Here is an 18,596-nt window from a genome sequence, read left to right as displayed (position 1 = left end):
ACGATCAACCACTGCCCACCAGAGGCAGCACCTCAATTAGCCATGAGGCCATGAACCGTGATCGAGACCCTGAACCACCTTCCCCACCCGCACGAAAGCGCGGCCGCCCTCGCCGGCCATTTCACTGATCTGGCGCCGCCGCTCAATGCCCGTCAGGCGCATCTGGAAGCCTCGCGCTGCCTGTATTGCTACGACGCGCCTTGCGTCAATGCATGCCCCAGCGAAATCGATATCCCGTCGTTCATCCGCAACATCCATCAGGACAACGTACAGGGCGCGGCGCAGAAGATCCTTTCGGCAAACATCCTCGGCGGCAGTTGCGCGCGGGTCTGTCCAACGGAAATCCTCTGCCAGCAGGCCTGCGTGCGCAACAACGCGCAGGAATGCGCACCGGTGCTGATTGGTCTGCTGCAACGCTATGCCGTAGACAACGCGCATTTCGCCGAACACCCGTTCCAGCGCGCCCCGGCCACGGGCAAACGGATGGCCGTGGTCGGCGCCGGGCCGGCCGGGTTGTCCTGCGCCCACCGCAGCGCGATGCACGGGCATGACGTGGTGATTTTCGAAGCACGGGAAAAGGCCGGCGGGCTCAACGAGTACGGCATCGCCAAGTACAAACTGGTCGACGATTACGCGCAGAAGGAGCTGGACTTTCTCCTGCAGATTGGCGGCATTGAAATCCGCCACGGCCAGAAACTCGGTGCAAACCTGACCCTGAGCGAACTGCATCAGCAGTTTGACGCGGTATTTCTCGGCCTCGGCCTGAATGCCAGCAAGCAACTCGGTCTGGCCCACGAAGACGCGCCGGGCCTGCTCGCCGCCACCGATTACATCCGCGAACTGCGCCAGGCCGATGACCTCACGCAGTTGCCCTTGGCCGAACGCTGCATCGTTCTCGGCGCCGGCAACACCGCGATCGACATGGCCGTGCAGATGGCCCGCCTCGGCGCGCGCGACGTCAATCTGGTGTATCGCCGTGGTGCGGCAGACATGGGCGCCACCCACCATGAGCAGGACATCGCCAAAGCCAATCAGGTGCGGTTGCTGACCTGGGCGCAGCCGGAGCAAGTGTTGCTCGATGATCAGGGCCGCGTGCGCGGCATGCGTTTCGCCCGCACCGATCTGGTTGAAGGGCGTCTGCAAACCACCGGAGAAACCTTTGAGCTGGCTGCCGATGCGATCTTCAAAGCGATCGGCCAGAGCTTCGATGACAGCGTTCTCAGCGATCCGTTGGCGCGCGAACTCAAGCGTCAGGGCGAACGCATCGCGGTCGATGAACACCTGCGCACCAGCATCCCCGGCGTGTATGCCGGCGGCGACTGCACCAGCCTCGATCAGGACCTCACCGTGCAAGCAGTGCAGCACGGCAAACGCGCCGCCGAGGCGATCAACGCTCAACTGATGCTCAACGTGGAGGCTGCGTAAATGGCCGATCTCTCGATAGTCTTCGCCGGCATCAAAGCTCCCAACCCGTTCTGGCTGGCTTCCGCGCCGCCCACCGACAAGGCCTACAACGTGGTCCGCGCCTTCGAAGCGGGCTGGGGTGGCGTGGTCTGGAAAACCCTCGGTGAGGATCCGGCGGCGGTCAACGTTTCCTCGCGTTATTCGGCGCATTACGGTGCCAATCGCGAAGTGCTGGGCATCAACAACATCGAACTGATCACCGACCGCTCGCTGGAAATCAACCTGCGCGAAATCACCCAGGTGAAGAAGGATTGGCCGGATCGCGCGCTGATCGTGTCGCTGATGGTGCCGTGTGTCGAGGAGTCGTGGAAACACATTCTGCCGCTGGTCGAAGCCACCGGCGCCGACGGCATCGAACTCAACTTCGGTTGCCCCCACGGCATGCCCGAACGCGGCATGGGCGCGGCGGTCGGCCAGGTGCCGGAGTATGTCGAACAGGTGACGCGCTGGTGCAAGACGTACTGCTCGCTGCCGGTGATCGTCAAACTCACCCCGAACATCACCGACATCCGCGTCGCTGCCCGGGCGGCGCATCGTGGAGGCGCGGATGCGGTTTCGCTGATCAACACGATCAACTCGATCACCAGCGTCGACCTGGACCATATGGTCGCCCTGCCCACCGTCGGCAGCAAAAGCACCCACGGCGGTTATTGCGGTTCGGCGGTCAAGCCGATTGCGCTGAACATGGTCGCGGAAATTGCCCGTGATCCGCAGACCCAGGGCTTGCCGATCTGCGGCATCGGCGGCATCGGCAGCTGGCGCGACGCGGCGGAGTTCATGGCGCTGGGCAGCGGCGCGGTGCAGGTGTGCACGGCGGCGATGCTGCATGGTTTCCGCATTGTCGAAGAGATGAAGGACGGCTTGTCGCGGTGGATGGACAGCCAGGGCTACGCCAATATCGCCGAATTTTCCGGGCGCGCCGTGGGCAACACCACGGATTGGAAGTACCTCGATATCAACTACCAGGTCATCGCAAAGATTGACCAGGAGGCGTGCATTGGTTGCGGGCGTTGCCACATCGCTTGTGAAGACACGTCACACCAGGCGATCGGCAGTTTGAAACAGGCCGACGGTACGCATAAATATGAAGTGATCGATGAGGAATGTGTAGGCTGCAACCTGTGTCAGATCACCTGCCCCGTGGCCGACTGCATCGAGATGGTGCCGATGGACACGGGCAAGCCGTTTCTGGACTGGAATCATGATCCGCGCAACCCCTACCACGTTGCAGTCTGAAAAAACCCCTCACCCTAGCCCTCTCCCAAAGGGAGAGGGGACTGATTGGGGGATGCTGACAAACTTCGCCGACCTGAAAGAGTTGTTGTGAATCCATAATCGACACGGTCTTTCAGGTCGATGTACCTCTCAATACACCTCGGTCGGCCCCCTCTCCCTCTGGGAGAGGGCTGGGGTGAGGGTAAGCCCTTGATGGTGCTCTTCAAGGCTCCAGCCCGATCCCGCGCAAAATCACAGCTGTCACGGTCTGCACCGCACGCTCGAACTGCATATCCGACAACGGCTGGTGATCATTGAGAATATTCACCTGATGATCAAAGTCGGCGTAGTGCTGGGTCGACGCCCAGATCATGTACAGCAAACCCGACGGCTCCACCGGCAGGATCCGCTTGTCCTCGACCCACTGGCGAATCTTCGCCTCCTTCATCTTCGCCCAGTCATACAGGCTCGCATCCAGCGCTTCGCCCAGGGTCGGCGCGCCGTGGATGATCTCGTTGGCCCAGACTTTCGAGCCATAGGGCCGGCTGCGCGAATGATTCATCTTGGCGCGGATGTAACTGCTCAGCACCACGCGCGGGTCGTCGAACATCTCGAAGCACAGCGCGTCCTGCTTCCACACTTCCAGCAGATCGAACAGCACTGCGCTGTACAGCTCGCTCTTGGTGCTGAAGTAGTAATGCAGATTGGAACGCGGCAACTGCACTTCGGCAGCGATGTCCGCCATGGCGGTGCTGCCGAAGCCTTTTTCGGCGAAAACCTTTTCCGCCGCCAGCAGGATTTTCTCGACGTTACTGCGGCGAATCTCGATCTTGTGATTGCCCATGTGGGCTCCCTGACAACAGCGTTGCGCAAGACTAGCATCCGCTCTGATCCGGGCGCGACCGCCGCCAACAAAACTTCACAGGTGCAGGCGCTATGGCACAGCGCTCACACCGATAGGCGTTGGTTCACTCACGCCCAAATTGCCTTCGACCTGCCCGGCCATGTGCAACGTGCCGGCCATCACGCCCGTGGTCGGATTTTGCAGCAGCTTCTGCCAGGCCTTGTCGAAGGTGTTGCCGAGGCTGCTGCGAATCAGCGCTTCACTGTCGGGGCGGTCGTTGGCCTGGATGATTGCGCGTATGCCGGCCACGCCGACCGAAATCATCGCCCCGGCGAGTTTACCCGCCGCTGCCGCCACCGCACTGGCGGCGCCGCGCGGGGCCATTTCGGCTTCGATGCGCTGGCTGGCGCGCTTGGCCACCGGGGCCATGGCTGCTTCGGTGGAGGAAATGCCCTTGGCGCCGCCGTCGGTGTGGATCTTGTCGATCAGTGCGGCGTACGCCGGGAGGGTGTTGAGCGGCTCGGTGCTGATGACTTTGAACAGCGAAGCATCCCGCGCCGGCGGCGGGCCGAGGGCGATGGCCGGGATCTTCCGCAAGCGGCCGTTGAGCTGCGCCATCGGCACACCGTGACGCTGGGCGATGAGCGGCATCTGCTGCGCCATCAACTGCGCGTAGAACGCCGTGGCCTGCGCCAGGATCGCATCCGGATCGATCTCCACTGCTACCGGCGCGAGGACTTTTTCCTGATATTGCTCAAGCAGATACGCCGCCAGCCGTTTCGCCGAAGCATCCTGCTCACCGCCGGCGCTGATCGTGTACCAACTGACCTTCATCGACAGCCATTCCTGGGTCCAGTAGCTGCTGAACCAGGGGATGAAATTTTCTTCAGTTTGCTGATAGACCCGAGTGCGCCAATGTTCCATCGAGCCACGGGCGAACAGCTTGACCTGCTCGGTGGCCTGTTGCGATGCGCTGAGGATCTCGCGGTCGATCTGCTGCCAGGTTTGCGCCGACACCACCACCACCTGCGGCGCACTCACCGGCGCCCGAGCCGAGGAGGCGCAGCCGGCCAGCAGAAACAGTGCGGCAACGACCAGCGCGCGCGGGTTCACGGTGGCGGTGTCCTTTGGCTTGGGGAGGTGCTGGTTTGAGTATAGGCAGGTCAGTCGATTTCGATGCTGAAGGTTCCGGCCTCTTCGCGAGCAGGCTCGCTCCCACATTTGAAATGTGTTGCACCTGTGGGAGCGAGCCTGCTCGCGAAGGCGCCATCAGCAGCGCCGCAAACCTCAACCATCACCACCATCGATATCCACCATCGCCACGATTGCCTTCCGCCCTCCCATGATGAAAGGCACGATTGACTCATCCGAAACACAACGAGGCGTTCACATCATGATCCACACCCAAGTCACCCTCTCCGTGAGTTTCCCGGTGTTCGGCAGCAACTACTACCAACAGCACGTCGTGCCGCGCAAGGCGCAGACGCTGGTGTTCAACGAAGATTTCGACGATCTGCTGATGCCCGCCGCCAGCAATCATTTCAGCAATGAAGTGGTCGGCCTCAACGATCAGTTCCGTTTTCTGAGCGACATACTCGCCACCCATCTGCTCGATCACGAGGCCTCGGTGCCTGCGCGATCCCGCGTCCAGGCGAACGCTCGTTTTTTCAACTGAAGGCTGATGCACAGAGGGCGTTCCTTTAACGGGAACGCCCTCTTCATTCAATCAGTCATCATCGCGATCACGGTGATAACGACGGCCATCGCGGCGGTCGTCATCGCGGTCGTCCCAGCGCCGGTCATGGTCGTAATAGCGGCCGTGGTCGCGGTCGTAGTGCCGGCCATGGCGGTGGTCATCATCAAAATCCGCAATACAGCCGCTCAGCAATACGGCGGCGGTCACAGTGAGCAGCATCGTTGTCGCTTGCTTCATTCAACACTTCCCTAAAACCCAAGGTCTTGACGACGGAAATCGCCACGCTGCCCGCGTCTTCGGGACGCAGTGCGCGCAGCCGCAGATACGACCGGGCAAAAGCACGTTGATTCAGTGGCCACTATCGACCGTTGGTCGGCCCGTTCGCCATGCCCGAACGGCGGCGGAATGCCACCTATACTGCTTGCAACCAACCCCCATGCAATGGATCTGCGCCCTCAATAACAATAAGCAGAGGTGGACCATGGTCTGGCAGCAAATCTACGACCCGTTCGGCAACCCGGTGCTCTCCACGCTGATGGCCGCAGTGCCGGTGGTGGTGATGCTCGCGGCGCTGGCGTTCTTTCACGTCAAGGCGCATCTGGCGGCGCTGTTGGCGCTGGCGTCGGCCCTGCTGATCTCGATTTTCGCCTTCGACATGCCGGCGGGCATGGCCGGTTCGGCGGCGCTGTTCGGCGCGGCGAATGGCTTGCTGCCGATCGGCTGGATCGTCCTCAACATCATCTTTCTGCATCGCCTGACCACCGAAAACGGTTCGTTCAAAGTGCTGCAGGATTCCCTCGCGCGCATCACCGATGACCGACGTTTGCAGTTGCTGCTGATCGCCTTCTGTTTCGGTGCGTTCTTCGAAGGCGCGGCAGGCTTTGGCACGCCGGTGGCGGTGACCGGTGCGATTCTGATCGGCCTGGGTTTTTCGCCATTGGCCGCATCGGGTCTGGCGCTCATCGCCAATACCGCGCCCGTCGCTTTCGGTGCACTGGGCACACCGATCATCACCTTGGCCAAAGTCACCGGGCTGGACGAGATGGAGCTGTCGATGATGGTCGGGCGGCAGTTGCCGTTCTTCTCGGTGCTGGTGCCGTTCTGGCTGATCTGGGCGTTTGCCGGGTGGCGCAAGATGCTCGAGGTGTGGCCGGCGATTCTGGTGGCCGGGGTGAGTTTCGCCATCCCGCAATTTCTCGTGTCCAACTACCACGGGCCGATGCTGGTGGACGTCATCGCTGCGCTGATTTCCATGGCCTGTCTGACGCTGTTCCTCAAGGTGTGGAAACCGGCGACCATCCACACCTCGGCGGCGCTGTCCGGGCGCGTCGACAACTCCAAGGTCGACGAAGAAACAGTCACCGCCAGCGCCGCGTTCAGCGATCAGGCGCGTCCGGCAGTGATGCGTGCGTGGATGCCGTGGATCATCCTCACGGTGTTCGTGTTTGCCTGGGGCACCCAGGGTTTCAAGAACATGTTCGACACCCGCCCAGTGATCGACCCGGTCACGCAATCGGCCAAGCTCGACCCGCAAGGCAAACCGGTGCGCGAGGCCAACCCGATCTTCGCCCCGGCGGTGACCTTCACCGGTCTGCATCTGCAAATAGAAAAAGTGCCGCCCGTGGTCGCGGCGCCGAAAGCCGAGGAAGCGATTTACAAGTTCACTTGGCTGACTGCGACCGGCAGCGGGATCTTGCTGGCGGCGATTGTTGGCGGCTTGCTGATGGGTTATTCGATCCCGCAATTGATCAAGCAGTACCTGCGCACATTGTGGGTGGTGCGGTTTTCGCTGATCACGATTGCGGCGATGCTCGCGCTGGGCTTCCTCACCCGCTATTCGGGGCTCGATGCGACCATGGGCCTGGCGTTCGCGGCGACGGGGATTTTCTACCCGATGTTCGGCACGCTGCTCGGCTGGCTGGGGGTGGCGCTGACCGGCTCCGACACCGCTTCGAACGTACTGTTTGGCGGCTTGCAACGGGTAACGTCGGAACAGCTGGGTATCAGCCCGGTGCTGATGGCGGCAGCTAACAGTTCCGGCGGGGTGATGGGCAAAATGGTCGACGCGCAGTCGATCGTCGTCGCCTCCACCGCGACCCGTTGGTACGGGCATGAGGGCGAGATCCTGCGTTACGTGTTCTTCCACTCGATCGTGCTGGCGATCCTGGTCGGCGGGCTGGTGACGTTGCAGGCGTACGTCGCACCGTTTACCTCGATGGTGGTGGGTGGGCCATAACTGCAAAACACAACTCCACTGTGGGAGCGAGCCTGCTCGCGAAGAGGTCGGCACATCCAGCAGCGGCTGGGTCTGACCCGACGCTTTCGCGAGCAGGCTCGCTCCCACAGGCCAATTGATGAGTTCAGCACATAACTCTTTAGCGCAAATCCGACAAAACCTTTTCCCTCCCGCTGCGGTCACTCCTTTTACGAGACTGGCATGCATGCCGGCGCGCCCGTTTGGGCCTTTTGCAATCCTGCCGCCCGATGAGAGACAAGGAATCGAACCATGCCGATTTCCCGACGCAACTTCATGATCCTCGGCGCCGTAACCGCGACGGCGTTCGCTATGCCCCCCTTTATCAGCCTCAAGGCCTACGCGGCCAGTCTGGAGCAACCGGCCATGAGTGAAGTTACCCTGCAAGTCAACGGTAAACCGCAAACCCTCGAAGTCGACACCCGCACCACCCTGCTCGACGCCCTGCGCGAACACCTGCACCTGACCGGCACCAAGAAAGGCTGCGACCACGGCCAGTGCGGCGCCTGCACGGTGATCGCCGACGGTCGGCGGATCAACTCCTGTCTGACCCTGGCGGTGATGCACGACGGCAGTGAGGTGACCACCATCGAAGGCCTCGGCATGCCGGACAAGCTGCACCCGATGCAGGCCGCGTTCATCAAGCACGACGGTTATCAGTGCGGCTATTGCACGCCGGGGCAGATCTGCTCGGCGGTCGCCGTGCTCAAGGAAATCCGCGACGGCATTCCCAGCCACGTCAGCCCGAGCCTGACCGAGCCGCCGAAACTGATCCCCGCCGAGCTGCAAGAACGCATGAGCGGCAATATCTGCCGCTGCGGCGCTTACTCGAACATCATCGAAGCCATCACTGAAGTTGCGGAGGTGCCGGCATGAGAGCCTTCAATTACAGCCGCGCCGACTCACCTGCCGCAGCCGCTTCCCAAGCTGCGCACGTCGAAGGCGCCAAGTTCATCGCCGGCGGCACCAACCTGCTCGACCTGATGAAACTCGACATCGAAACCCCAGTCCACCTGATCGACATCAACCACCTCGGCCTGGACCAGATCGAAGCTACCCCCGAGGGCGGACTGCGCATCGGCGCGCTGGTGCGCAACACCGATCTGGCCGCCGACGCGCGCGTGCGCAAGGACTACGCCCTGCTCTCCCGCGCCTTGCTCGCCGGGGCTTCCGGGCAGTTGCGCAACATGGCGACCACCGCCGGCAACCTGCTGCAACGCACCCGCTGCCCGTACTTCTACGACACCCACCAGGCCTGCAACAAACGCAATCCAGGCAGCGGTTGCGCGGCGATCGGCGGGGTCACCCGGCAGTTGGGGATCATCGGCGTCAGCGACGCTTGCATCGCCACCCACCCGAGCGACATGGCCATCGCCATGCGCGCGCTGGATGCGCAGATCGAAACGGTCAAGCCTGACGGCAGCACGCGCAGCATTCCCATTGCCGATTTCCACCAGTTGCCGGGCAATACCCCGCACATCGAAACCAGCCTCACGCCCGGCGAATTCATTACCGCCGTGACCCTGCCGGCGCCGGTTGGCGGCACGCACATTTATCACAAGGTGCGGGATCGCTCGTCTTATGCGTTTGCCCTGGTCTCGGTCGGTTTGATCCTGCAAAAGGACGGTACCGGCCGCGTGGCCGTCGGCGGTATCGCGCCGAAACCGTGGCGGGTCGAAGCCGCTGAAGCGTTGCTGCCCAAGGGTGCCAAAGCAGTCAGTGAACGCCTGCTTGAAGGCGCGACGCCCACCGATGACAACCAATTCAAACTGACACTGGTCGAGCGCACGCTGGCCTCGGTGTTGGCGCAAGCGAGGGAAACCGCATGAAATTCGACACGCCCGCCACCACCAATCCCATCGACCGCCTGAAAGTCGTCGGCCAGCCCACCGAGCGCGTCGAAGGCCCGCTGAAAACCAGCGGCCAGGCCACTTACGCCTACGAACAACATGAAGCGGCGGCCAATCAGGCCTACGGTTTCATGGTCGATTCGGCGATCGCCAAAGGCCGGATCAAAGCCATTCATCTGGGCGAGGCCAAAGCGGCGCCCGGCGTGCTGGCGATCGTTACTGCCGAGAACGCCGGCAAGCTCGACAAGGGTGATTACAACGCTGCGCATCTGCTCGCTGGTCCCGAAGTGCAGCATTACCAGCAAGCCGTTGCATTGGTGGTTGCCGAGACCTTCGAACAGGCCCGCGCCGCCGCGCAATTGGTCAAGGTCGATTACGAAACCACCGAGGGCAAGTTCGATCTGGCCAGCGTCAAAGACCTCGGCGTCGAGCCGAAAGACGAGCTGCCCGACGTCAATCACGGCGACTTCGACAAGGCCTTCACCGCCGCACCGGTGCAGTTCGATCAGACCTACACCACGCCAGACCAGTCCCACGCGATGATGGAACCGCACGCCACACTGGCCGCGTGGAAAGGCGATCAGCTGACCGTGTGGACCTCGAACCAGATGGTCGCCTGGAGTGTCGGCGACATTGCGAAAACCCTCGGCCTGCCGAAGGAAAAAGTGCGTTTGGTCTCGCCGTACATCGGCGGTGGTTTCGGCGGCAAGCTGTTTATTCGCGCCGACGTGATCCTCGCCGCTCTCGGCGCGCGCATGGCGGGGCGGCCGGTGAAAGTCGCCCTCGCCCGCCCGCAAATGGCCAACAACACCACCCATCGCCCGGCAACGATTCAGCGCATCCGCATGGCCGCCACGGCGGACGGCAAGCTGACCGCCATCGCCCATGAAGGCTGGTCGGGTAACCTCGCCGACGGCAAGGTCGAACTGGCCGCGCAACCGAGCCAGTTGCTCTATGCCGCAGAAAACCGCCGCGTCAGCATGCGCCTCGCGCCGCTCGACCTGCCTGAAGGCAACGCCATGCGCGCGCCGGGTGAAGCGCCGGGGCTGATGGTGCTGGAAATTGCCATGGACGAAATGGCCGAACAGCTGAAGATGGACCCGGTGCTGTTCCGCATCGCTAACGACACTCAAGTCGACCCGGTGAAAACCGAGCGGCCGTTCTCCCAGCGTCAACTGGTCAAATGCCTGCAGATCGGCGCGGAGAAATTCGGCTGGGATCAGCGCAAGGCGCAACCGGGCAGCCGTCGTGAAGGCCGTTGGCTGATCGGCATGGGCGTGGCGGCGGCGTTTCGCAACAACCTGCTGGTCAAGTCCGGAGCCCGTGTGCGCCTGGAGCGTGGCGGCAAAGTCGTTGTCGAAACCGACATGACCGATATCGGCACCGGCAGTTACACGATCATCGCGCAGACCGCTGCCGAGATGATGGGCGTTGGTCTCGATGATGTAGTCGTGCGTCTGGGTGATTCGGACTTCCCGGTTTCGGCTGGTTCTGGCGGTCAGTTTGGTGGGAACTGCTCGACCTCCGGCGTCTATGCCGCCTGTGTGAAACTGCGTGAAGCGGTGGCGCAGAAGCTGGGACTCGCGGCGGATCAGGCGGAGTTCGCCGATGGTCAGGTGCGCGTTGGCGACAAGAGCCTGCCGCTGCGCAACGCGGCTGAAGGCGGCGCACTGGTCGGCGAGGACAGCATCGAGTTCGGTGATCTGGCCGAGAAGTATCAGCAATCGACCTTCGGCGCGCATTTCGTCGAAGTCGCCGTCGATGCTGCCACTGGCGAAGTTCGCGTACGGCGCATGTTGGCGGTGTGCGCTGCGGGGCGGATCCTCAACCCGACGTCGGCGCGCAGTCAGGTCATCGGCGCGATGACCATGGGCGTCGGCGCGGCATTGATGGAAGAGCTGGCGGTGGACAAGCGTCTGGGCTTTTTCGTCAACCATGACCTCGCCGGGTATGAGGTGCCGGTGCACGCCGACATTCCACATCAGGAAGTGATTTTCCTCGAAGAAACCGACCCGATTTCATCGCCGATGAAGGCCAAAGGCGTGGGTGAATTGGGGATTTGCGGCGTGAGTGCGGCGGTGGCGAATGCAATCTACAACGCCACCGGCGCGAGGGTGCGGGAGTATCCGATTACGCTGGACAAGATTCTTGATTCGTTGCCGGAGATGATCTGAAGCGAAAAGCCCCTCACCCTAGCCCTCTCCCTGTATGTACCGGACACATGGTGGACAGGTGTTCGGAGACATGGTGGACACTTTTTAATAGGCACATTGCTCATCATCAAGGAAATGACCTGTGTCCTGGCAAGAGGCATCCACCATGCAACTTCGTACAGAGTTTGTGCATTTGGCTCGGCAAGAAGGGGTGAATATTCGGCAGCTTTGCCGTCGATTCAATATCAGCCCAAGTACTGCCTACAAATGGCTCAACAGGTTTGAAACCTCGGGTGCAGAGGGTTTGCACGATCAGTCCCGGCGACCAAAAACATCACCCAAACGTTGTGCTGATGAGGTTGAGCAGCAAATTTTGACCATGAGTCAGCAATACGAGGCTTGGGGCGCCCGCAAGCTCAAGCGCGTGCTGGAAGATGAAGGCGCTGTGATGCCCTCCGTCAGCACGGTGCATGCGGTTTTGCAGCGTCATTCGCGTGTTGATCCAAAGGCTGCCGAGATCAAACCATTTATCCGCTTTGAGCACGAAGCGCCTAACGATCTATGGCAGATCGACTTCAAGGGACATTTCAGTCTGAGCCACGGACGTTGTCATCCATTCACAGCCCTGGATGATCACTCACGCTTTTCGCTGTGCATTGCCGCATGTGCCAATGAACAGCGCCAAACGGTACAGGACCATCTAATCCGGTCGTTTCGACGCTACGGCCTGCCGTTGCGCATGACGATGGACAACGGCTCGCCATGGGGCGATCAGACAGGCGTTTACACCGCGCTGGAAGTCTGGCTGATGAGCCAGGGCATCAAGGTCGGCCACTCCCGGCCTTATCACCCGCAGACTCAGGGAAAACTGGAGCGCTTCCACCGCAGCCTGAAAAATGAAGTCCTGCAAGGCCGGTTTTTCACCGATCTCGACGACGCACAACGGGCGTTTGATACCTGGCGCGACATCTACAACCAGAAACGCCCTCATCAGGCGCTGGGCATGGCGGTGCCGGCGACTCGTTACAGTGGCAGCCCACGGGAATATCAGGAGCAACCGGCGGAGCCGGAGTACAACGACGCAGATGTGGTCAGGAAGGTACAGGTGGGAGGCGAAATCTTCTGGAGGAATCGGGAATACAAGATCGGAAAGGCTTTTTATGGCAGGTGCATAGCGATCAGGGAGACGACGGAGGACGGCATCCACGATGTCTACTGGAGTAGACATCGTGTCGCTCGAATCGACTTGAACTTGCAGATCGTGACGGCAGGTAAGAAGATCTAAAACCGTCCACCATGTCTCCGAACATGTGTCCACCATGTCCCCGGTACATACACTCCCAAAGGGAGAGGGGACCGATCCGGGTATATTCAGGATGTGCAGCGACGTGAAAGTCTTTCTGTGTATCCATAATCGCAACGGCAAGTTCAGGTCGATGCACATCGCAAGACACCTCGGTCGGCTCCCACTCCCCCGGGAGACGCCTGGGGTGAGTCGCATGCTGTTAGCGCACCTGCATGGGGTGCTAGGGGTCGAGTGGATTCACCACCACGCTTGCAGAATGCCGAACGTCTCGAGCATCCCCCAATCGGCTCCCTCTCCCTCGGGAGAGGGCTGGGGTGAGGGGCGCGGTTTCACTCGGTCTTCGGATATTGCTCATCACCGACCTGCTCCATCCAGTCCACCACCTTGCCATCCAGCACTTCGGCAATCGCGATATGACTCATCGCCGTCGTCGGCGCTGCCCCGTGCCAATGCTTGGCGCCCGGAGCAATCCACACGGTATCGCCCGGCCGGATTTCCCGCACTGGCTGCCCCCACTCCTGCACGAACCCTGCCCCCGAGGTGACGATCAGTGTCTGCCCCAGCGGATGGGTATGCCACGCCGTTCGCGCGCCAGGCTCAAACGTTACGGTCGCGCCACTGACCCGCGCCTCGTCGGTACCTTTGAACGGCGCATCCACCCGCACCGTGCCGGTAAACCAGTCAGCCGGGCCTTTGGCCGACGGTTGCGAGCCATTCGGTGTGACCGTGACACGCGGATTTTCAGCGGCATACACCTCGCCAGCCAGCAGCGAGAGCGTCAGTGCAGAAGCAGCAATCGGGTTCATGGCATTTCCTCCAATAGATGATGCAACCACTGTAGCGATCCGCACTCTTTGGATAATCGACTAGAATCCGAAAAAACTTATGCAGGACGATCATCAATGCTCCGGGAAAACGCCACCGACCTGCTCGCCTTTCTCGCCGTCGCCCGTGAACGCAGTTTCACCAAGGCCGCAGCCAAACTCGGCGTGTCGCAATCGGCGCTCAGCCACACCATTCGCAGTCTCGAGGCGCGACTCGGCCTGCGCCTGCTGACCCGCACCACGCGCAGCGTGTCGCCGACCGAGGCCGGCGAACACTTGCTGCAAACCATCGGCCCGCGCTTCGACGAAATCGAAGTGGAACTGGCCGCCCTGAGCAACCTGCGCGAAACCCCGGCGGGAAAGATCCGCATCAGCGCCACCGACCATTCGCTGAACTGGATCCTGCGTCCGGTGTTGCAGGATTTCCTGCCGCAGTACCCGGATGTGTCCGTCGAGGTTTGCTGTGACTATGGCTTCGTCGACATCGCCGGCCAAGGCTTCGATGCCGGTGTGCGCCTGGGCGAAGACGTCGCCCAAGGCATGATCGCCACCCGTATCGGTCCGGACATGCGCATGGCGGTGGTCGGCTCACCCGCCTACTTCGCCCGGCGCCCTGCGCCGCAAACCCCGCGCGACCTGACCGACCACGCCTGTAACAACCTGCGCCTGCCAACCAATGGCGGACTGTATTCGTGGGAGTTCGAAAAGGATGGTGAAAGCCTGAAAGTGCGCGTCTCCGGCCAGGTCACCCTGAATGGCGTGTACCCATTGCTCGACGCCGCGCTGGACGGTTTCGGTCTGAGCTACATCCCGGAAAACGTCGTTGCGCCGTTTCTGGCGGACGGTCGCCTGGTCCAGGTGCTGGGAGACTGGTGCCCGGCATTTTCCGGTTATCACCTGTACTACCCGAGCCGACGCCAGGCAGCGCCGGCGTTTGCGTTGTTGCTGGAGGCGTTGCGATATCGCAGTTGAGTCACTTTTATAGCAGCCGGCAGCCCCCACGCTGCCTTGGCTATCTGGTTCGCCTCCAATAAAGAATTTGCCCGCACGATTGCGATTTGGCCTCGCTGGCTGCCCATGCACACGTACTCTGCGGTTTCGCCGATTACCTCAAGGGACGTCAATATCAGGCAGACGCCTGCCAAACCAAGAAATCTCTGGGGTTTCAAGTTCATGACTGTTCTGCCGTTTGGCTTGAACTGCATGATTGGCATCGGGCACAGCTCAGCCAACTGTCAGGTTTGACAGTTTTTCAGAACAATTTGCAATTAACCGGGAGGGCTTTGCGAAGTTTAAGGACTGATCAGCCCAACAACGCAATCAACTGATGCCGTTGCGCATCGGTCAACATCGGCCCAAAACCGGCTCCGGCGTTGTCAACCATGTAGCGCGGATTGCTGGTTCCGGGAATCACACAGGTCACCGCCGGGTGCGCCAGGAGAAATTTCAGTGCCAGTTGCGGCCAACTGTTGACCTGTACATCCGAGACCCACGCCGGCAGCGGCTTGCCCTTGAGCCGGGCGAGCAAATCGCCGCCGCCAAACGGCCGATTACAAATCACCGCCACCCCACGCTCACGGCACAGCGGCAGGATGCGTTTCTCGACCGCGCGATCATCGAGGGCGTAGTTGATCTGCAGAAAATCCAGCTTTTCGGCTTTCAGCACGGCCTCGACCTCGTCGTAGGCCGACGAGGTGTAATGGGTGATGCCGATGTAGCGAATCCGCCCCTGCTCCTGCCATTCGCGCAGGGTCGGCAAGTGGGTTTGCCAGTCGAGCAGATTGTGAATCTGCATCAGGTCGATGCGTTCGGTTTGCAGCAGACTGAAGGACTGCTCCATCTGCGCGATACCCTCCTTGCGCCCGCGCGTCCACACCTTGGTGGCGAGAAAAGCCGGCGAACGTGGTTCGTGGATCGACAGCAGTTCACCGGTGGTCTGCTCGGCGCGGCCGTACATGGGCGAGCTGTCGATCAGCGTGCCGCCCTTTCTGAACAGCGCTTCGAGGACGGCGGGCAACTGCCGGTAAACCGGATCGCCCGGCGCGACGTCGAAACCGCGATAGGTGCCCAATCCGACCATGGGCAGTGCCTCGGAGCTCGAAGGGATGGCGCGGGTCTGCATGGTCTGGTCTCCTGCCGTGGGCGGCGCAATGACGGTCGGCGCTACGCTGCTGGCCAACGCCCGATCAATGGTGAACAGCGCCGCAGCCTGGGCAGCCAGGGTGAGCAAGCGGCGGCGGGAATAACCCTCAGTGTGGCGCATGCGTGTCCTCCTGCTGCGCGGATCTGTTGCATGGTGTGTGCGCAGGCTGTCAGGCGCAGGCGCTGAACTACACTGCCACAGCCAACCTCTCTCCCCGTTAAAAGTAGCCGAATGTCCCGAACCCTGATGTCACTCGTCGTTTTCATCGTTGCCGTTTACCTGGTGCTGTGCGCCGCGCTGTTCGTGTTTCAGCGCTCGCTGATCTGGTTTCCCCAGCCTGCCGCCGTGGTTGCAGCGGATTCGCGATTGAAACTGTCGATGCCGGATGCCGAGGTCTGGGTGACTGACCGAGAGCGCAGCGGAACGCGGGCGCTGATCTATTTCGGGGGCAATGCCGAGGACGTCTCGCGAAATCTGCCGGAATTCGCCGAGGCGTTTCCCGACTACGCGCTGTATTTCCTGCACTATCGGGGCTTTGGTGGCAGCACCGGCTCGCCATCGGAAGCCGCGATTGCCGAAGATGCGCTGGCGCTGTTCGATCAGGTCTATGCCAGCCACCCGCAGATTGCTGTCATCGGACGCAGCCTCGGTTCGGGGGTGGCGGTGCGCCTGGCCAGTCAGCGGCCGGTGCAGAATCTGATCCTGGTGACGCCGTTCAACAGCCTTGAGGAAATCGCCGAACGGCAATACCCGTGGGTGCCGGTGAAGTGGTTGCTCAAGGATCGTTTCGAATCAGGCAAATACGCGGCGCATATTCGCGCACCGACGTTGCTCTTGGCGGCCAGTGATGACGAAGTGATTGGGCGCAGCAGTACGCAGCGGCTGTTCGAGCGTTTTCCTGCGGGCGTGGCGACGCTGAAGGTGGTGCCGGACTCGGGGCATAACTCGATTTCCGAGCGCGAGCAATATTTGCAGTGGATTGTGGATGTGTTGAATCGCTGAAGGATGTAGCGATCAGACGGACGCCATCGCGAGCAGGCTCACTCCTACAGGGGGAACGCATTTCAAATGTAGGAGTGAGCCTGCTCGCGATGACGCCGGTACAGACAACACCATTTCCAGCTACTGTCCAAAGCTAAGGCTGACTGCCGCTCCGGGCATTTTCATCGCCAGAGGTGGCCGAGCGCGGCGTGACGTGCTGATGCCCGGTCGGGTCGTTGAGCTGGATGACATTACCCTTCTGCCACGCATCAGCCCCCGTTGCGACAGGCGCCGGTTTGATCCCGGCGCGAGCGTTCTTCTTCTCGGCACTGTCGATGCCCAGACGCTGATCGCGCTGGCGGACCATTTGCGCATCGGCCTGACCGTCAGCCGTAAAGCCCATCATCAACTGCGGCACGCCCAGCGGCAGTTGCTTGTCCTGATCGGTGTGCCAGGTGTGCCAAGTCTTGCCGTAAGTATTGGCGAGTTTTTCCATCAAGCGCTTTTCCGCCACTTGCGGGATGCCCGGCGCGACCAACTGGCCGGAAGTCACCTCGTGAGCATGGCTGTGCCACAAGGCTTTTTCTTTTGCCGGCAATTGCGTAAACAGGCGCTGACTGATGATGTATTCCACGCCCATCAACTTAGCTTCAGCCGTGTTGCCGTCGTAGATCACGCACTGGAACACTTCCTCATTGAGCGCCGAGCAGTAATGGTGCGCTTCCATCTGCGCGCCGGGATGACCGTTGTAAAAATGAAAGCCATCAAGGTACATGTTCAACGCGCGGATCGGCGGTTTGTCCTGCAACCACTGCGCGCCGACTTCGAGCATTTCAGTATCGGAGGCCTTGGCCTGACCCGGTGTCTGCACCGGTGACTCGGTGTTGCTCATCGCGCAACCAGTCAGCGCGGCGACCATCAAACCAATGGGAACCCAACGTCCCTGCGAGGTTGTCGTACGCATGTTTCACTCCTCGAACTTCAGTAACGGGCGCATGCTGGCCCTGTTCTGCAACTGAAAGCAGGAGAACGGCGGAGTTCGAAAAAATGCGCGTGGATCAGACTGGAGAGATCGTCGCCAGCACGCCGATCAGAATGGTCAAGGTCAGAAAACCACCGAGAAAAATTGCCATCTTGTACATGTCGCGCTCCTTGATGCGGGTGTGCGGTGCACCGGACGCTTCGGAATGAGGTCGGAGGGTGATTGGCCGCACTGCCGGGGCATTCTGAGCCTGTGGCTGTACTGAATACAGAGGCAGATGAAACAGAAAAATACGGATCAGATGCACATCTGATCCGCTTCGGGCATGAACAGGTATTCAGCCTGAGACTTGGGGATTCACTTTCGGCCCGGTTGATCTACAGTCATTGCCGACCGACAACAATAAAAACCGGAGTGACCATGCCCGACCTTGCCTTGCAGCCCAACGTCGCCGCATCCCTCGCGCGCTGGCACGAGATGATCCGCAGCGGCAATCTCAAAGCCCTGCCTGAACTGCTCGATCCGCAAGCTGTGTTCCGCTCGCCCATGGCCCACACGCCCTACCCCGGCGCGCCGGTGGTGGCGATGATCCTCAACACCGTGTTTGAAGTCTTCGAAGATTTCGCCTATCACCGCGAGTTGGCGACGGCGGATGGCCTGAACGTGATTCTCGAATTCAGCGCCAGGGTCGGCAGCAAGGAACTCAAAGGCATCGACATGATTCGCTTCGATGAACACGGCAAGATTGTCGAGTTTGAAGTGATGGTGCGGCCGCTGAGCGGGTTGCAGGCACTGGGCGAAGAAATGGGTCGGCGCCTGGGGGCCTACCTGGCGAACGCGAAAGCCTGACCCTACCGAATGCACTCGTCAGCTCCTACAGGTCC

The 18,596-nt window shown here is 61.2% G+C and carries 18 protein-coding genes; 11 read left to right on the top strand and 7 right to left on the bottom strand.

Going from position 1 to position 18,596, the window contains the following annotated elements; genetic code table 11:
• Positions 1 to 57 precede the first annotated feature (57 nt).
• Both ACZZ0K_RS08285 and preA read left to right on the top strand, forming a co-directional pair.
• A complete protein-coding gene (locus tag ACZZ0K_RS08285) occupies positions 58 to 1,425 on the top strand; it encodes an NAD(P)-dependent oxidoreductase (RefSeq protein WP_463559045.1) in 1,368 nt (455 codons plus the stop codon).
• Positions 1,426 to 2,700, top strand: coding sequence for an NAD-dependent dihydropyrimidine dehydrogenase subunit PreA (gene preA, locus ACZZ0K_RS08280; protein ID WP_071172797.1), 1,275 nt, complete (start codon positions 1,426 to 1,428; stop codon positions 2,698 to 2,700).
• A 202-nt stretch (positions 2,701 to 2,902) separates the two neighbouring features.
• On the opposite strand, the gene ACZZ0K_RS08275 is transcribed toward preA, so the two are convergent.
• Positions 2,903 to 3,523, bottom strand: coding sequence for a TetR/AcrR family transcriptional regulator (locus tag ACZZ0K_RS08275; protein WP_130929674.1), 621 nt, complete (start codon positions 3,521 to 3,523; stop codon positions 2,903 to 2,905).
• A gap of 90 nt (positions 3,524 to 3,613) precedes the next feature.
• Positions 3,614 to 4,636: a hypothetical protein gene (locus ACZZ0K_RS08270; RefSeq protein ID WP_258706851.1), complete on the bottom strand. Its 1,023-nt coding sequence runs from the start codon at positions 4,634 to 4,636 to the stop codon at positions 3,614 to 3,616.
• 280 nt (positions 4,637 to 4,916) lie between these two features.
• Between ACZZ0K_RS08270 and ACZZ0K_RS08265 the strand changes: the two genes are divergently transcribed.
• Entirely contained in the window at positions 4,917 to 5,198 is a 282-nt protein-coding gene (locus ACZZ0K_RS08265) for a hypothetical protein (RefSeq protein WP_041480860.1), read from the top strand.
• 51 nt (positions 5,199 to 5,249) lie between these two features.
• Here ACZZ0K_RS08265 and ACZZ0K_RS08260 read toward each other — a convergent pair whose 3' ends face one another.
• Entirely contained in the window at positions 5,250 to 5,456 is a 207-nt protein-coding gene (locus ACZZ0K_RS08260; RefSeq protein ID WP_016775135.1) for a hypothetical protein, read from the bottom strand.
• Between the two features lie 244 nt (positions 5,457 to 5,700).
• Between ACZZ0K_RS08260 and ACZZ0K_RS08255 the strand changes: the two genes are divergently transcribed.
• The 5 genes from ACZZ0K_RS08255 to ACZZ0K_RS08235 all read left to right on the top strand — a co-directional run bounded on the left by ACZZ0K_RS08255 (position 5,701) and on the right by ACZZ0K_RS08235 (position 12,761).
• Positions 5,701 to 7,455 carry an L-lactate permease gene (locus tag ACZZ0K_RS08255; RefSeq protein ID WP_056789178.1) on the top strand — a complete coding sequence of 585 codons (1,755 nt, stop codon included), beginning with the start codon at positions 5,701 to 5,703 and terminating at the stop codon, positions 7,453 to 7,455.
• A gap of 270 nt (positions 7,456 to 7,725) precedes the next feature.
• On the top strand, positions 7,726 to 8,349 hold the full coding sequence (paoA, locus tag ACZZ0K_RS08250; protein WP_258706852.1) for an aldehyde dehydrogenase iron-sulfur subunit PaoA: 624 nt from the start codon (positions 7,726 to 7,728) through the stop codon (positions 8,347 to 8,349).
• On the top strand, positions 8,346 to 9,302 hold the full coding sequence (locus ACZZ0K_RS08245) for an FAD binding domain-containing protein (protein WP_258706853.1): 957 nt from the start codon (positions 8,346 to 8,348) through the stop codon (positions 9,300 to 9,302). The genes paoA and ACZZ0K_RS08245 overlap by 4 nt, the downstream gene beginning before the upstream one ends.
• On the top strand, positions 9,299 to 11,497 hold the full coding sequence (gene paoC, locus ACZZ0K_RS08240; protein ID WP_258706854.1) for an aldehyde oxidoreductase molybdenum-binding subunit PaoC: 2,199 nt from the start codon (positions 9,299 to 9,301) through the stop codon (positions 11,495 to 11,497). Before ACZZ0K_RS08245 ends, paoC begins: the two co-directional genes overlap by 4 nt.
• A gap of 121 nt (positions 11,498 to 11,618) precedes the next feature.
• Positions 11,619 to 12,761 (top strand): IS481 family transposase, encoded by a 1,143-nt coding sequence (locus ACZZ0K_RS08235; RefSeq protein ID WP_122740574.1) that lies wholly within the window; start codon positions 11,619 to 11,621, stop codon positions 12,759 to 12,761.
• A 350-nt stretch (positions 12,762 to 13,111) separates the two neighbouring features.
• Here ACZZ0K_RS08235 and ACZZ0K_RS08230 read toward each other — a convergent pair whose 3' ends face one another.
• Complete coding sequence (locus ACZZ0K_RS08230) at positions 13,112 to 13,588, bottom strand: (R)-mandelonitrile lyase (protein WP_258706855.1); 477 nt, start codon at positions 13,586 to 13,588, stop codon at positions 13,112 to 13,114.
• Positions 13,589 to 13,684: 96 nt separating this feature from the next.
• Here ACZZ0K_RS08230 and ACZZ0K_RS08225 point away from each other — a divergent pair, with 96 nt between their 5' ends.
• Positions 13,685 to 14,578: a LysR family transcriptional regulator gene (locus tag ACZZ0K_RS08225; RefSeq protein WP_150635015.1), complete on the top strand. Its 894-nt coding sequence runs from the start codon at positions 13,685 to 13,687 to the stop codon at positions 14,576 to 14,578.
• 331 nt (positions 14,579 to 14,909) lie between these two features.
• Here ACZZ0K_RS08225 and ACZZ0K_RS08220 read toward each other — a convergent pair whose 3' ends face one another.
• A complete protein-coding gene (locus tag ACZZ0K_RS08220) occupies positions 14,910 to 15,869 on the bottom strand; it encodes an aldo/keto reductase (protein WP_258706856.1) in 960 nt (319 codons plus the stop codon).
• Positions 15,870 to 15,980: 111 nt separating this feature from the next.
• Here ACZZ0K_RS08220 and ACZZ0K_RS08215 point away from each other — a divergent pair, with 111 nt between their 5' ends.
• Entirely contained in the window at positions 15,981 to 16,751 is a 771-nt protein-coding gene (locus ACZZ0K_RS08215) for an alpha/beta hydrolase (protein WP_056789165.1), read from the top strand.
• A 133-nt stretch (positions 16,752 to 16,884) separates the two neighbouring features.
• Here the strand turns inward: ACZZ0K_RS08215 and ACZZ0K_RS08210 are convergent, their stop codons facing one another.
• Both ACZZ0K_RS08210 and ACZZ0K_RS08205 read right to left on the bottom strand, forming a co-directional pair.
• A complete protein-coding gene (locus tag ACZZ0K_RS08210) occupies positions 16,885 to 17,694 on the bottom strand; it encodes an OBAP family protein (RefSeq protein ID WP_374046279.1) in 810 nt (269 codons plus the stop codon).
• Between the two features lie 94 nt (positions 17,695 to 17,788).
• A complete protein-coding gene (locus ACZZ0K_RS08205) occupies positions 17,789 to 18,019 on the bottom strand; it encodes a hypothetical protein (protein WP_256809309.1) in 231 nt (76 codons plus the stop codon).
• Between the two features lie 113 nt (positions 18,020 to 18,132).
• Between ACZZ0K_RS08205 and ACZZ0K_RS08200 the strand changes: the two genes are divergently transcribed.
• Positions 18,133 to 18,561: a nuclear transport factor 2 family protein gene (locus ACZZ0K_RS08200; protein WP_095180270.1), complete on the top strand. Its 429-nt coding sequence runs from the start codon at positions 18,133 to 18,135 to the stop codon at positions 18,559 to 18,561.
• Positions 18,562 to 18,596: the final 35 nt, after the last annotated feature.

This window comes from Pseudomonas sp. AC255 (assembly GCF_979258175.1).
This window is presented reverse-complemented; position numbering and strand designations above follow the sequence as displayed.

Excerpts from the sequence above, each read along its gene's own strand:
- preA (WP_071172797.1), top strand. The coding sequence starts at position 1,426 with ATGGCCGATCTCTCGATAGTCTTCGCCGGCATCAAAGCTCCCAACCCG.
- ACZZ0K_RS08275 (WP_130929674.1), bottom strand. The coding sequence starts at position 3,523 with ATGGGCAATCACAAGATCGAGATTCGCCGCAGTAACGTCGAGAAAATC.
- ACZZ0K_RS08265 (WP_041480860.1), top strand. The coding sequence starts at position 4,917 with ATGATCCACACCCAAGTCACCCTCTCCGTGAGTTTCCCGGTGTTCGGC.
- ACZZ0K_RS08260 (WP_016775135.1), bottom strand. The coding sequence starts at position 5,456 with ATGAAGCAAGCGACAACGATGCTGCTCACTGTGACCGCCGCCGTATTG.
- ACZZ0K_RS08255 (WP_056789178.1), top strand. The coding sequence starts at position 5,701 with ATGGTCTGGCAGCAAATCTACGACCCGTTCGGCAACCCGGTGCTCTCC.
- paoA (WP_258706852.1), top strand. The coding sequence starts at position 7,726 with ATGCCGATTTCCCGACGCAACTTCATGATCCTCGGCGCCGTAACCGCG.
- ACZZ0K_RS08245 (WP_258706853.1), top strand. The coding sequence starts at position 8,346 with ATGAGAGCCTTCAATTACAGCCGCGCCGACTCACCTGCCGCAGCCGCT.
- paoC (WP_258706854.1), top strand. The coding sequence starts at position 9,299 with ATGAAATTCGACACGCCCGCCACCACCAATCCCATCGACCGCCTGAAA.
- ACZZ0K_RS08230 (WP_258706855.1), bottom strand. The coding sequence starts at position 13,588 with ATGAACCCGATTGCTGCTTCTGCACTGACGCTCTCGCTGCTGGCTGGC.
- ACZZ0K_RS08225 (WP_150635015.1), top strand. The coding sequence starts at position 13,685 with ATGCTCCGGGAAAACGCCACCGACCTGCTCGCCTTTCTCGCCGTCGCC.
- ACZZ0K_RS08220 (WP_258706856.1), bottom strand. The coding sequence starts at position 15,869 with ATGCGCCACACTGAGGGTTATTCCCGCCGCCGCTTGCTCACCCTGGCT.
- ACZZ0K_RS08215 (WP_056789165.1), top strand. The coding sequence starts at position 15,981 with ATGTCCCGAACCCTGATGTCACTCGTCGTTTTCATCGTTGCCGTTTAC.
- ACZZ0K_RS08210 (WP_374046279.1), bottom strand. The coding sequence starts at position 17,694 with ATGCGTACGACAACCTCGCAGGGACGTTGGGTTCCCATTGGTTTGATG.
- ACZZ0K_RS08200 (WP_095180270.1), top strand. The coding sequence starts at position 18,133 with ATGCCCGACCTTGCCTTGCAGCCCAACGTCGCCGCATCCCTCGCGCGC.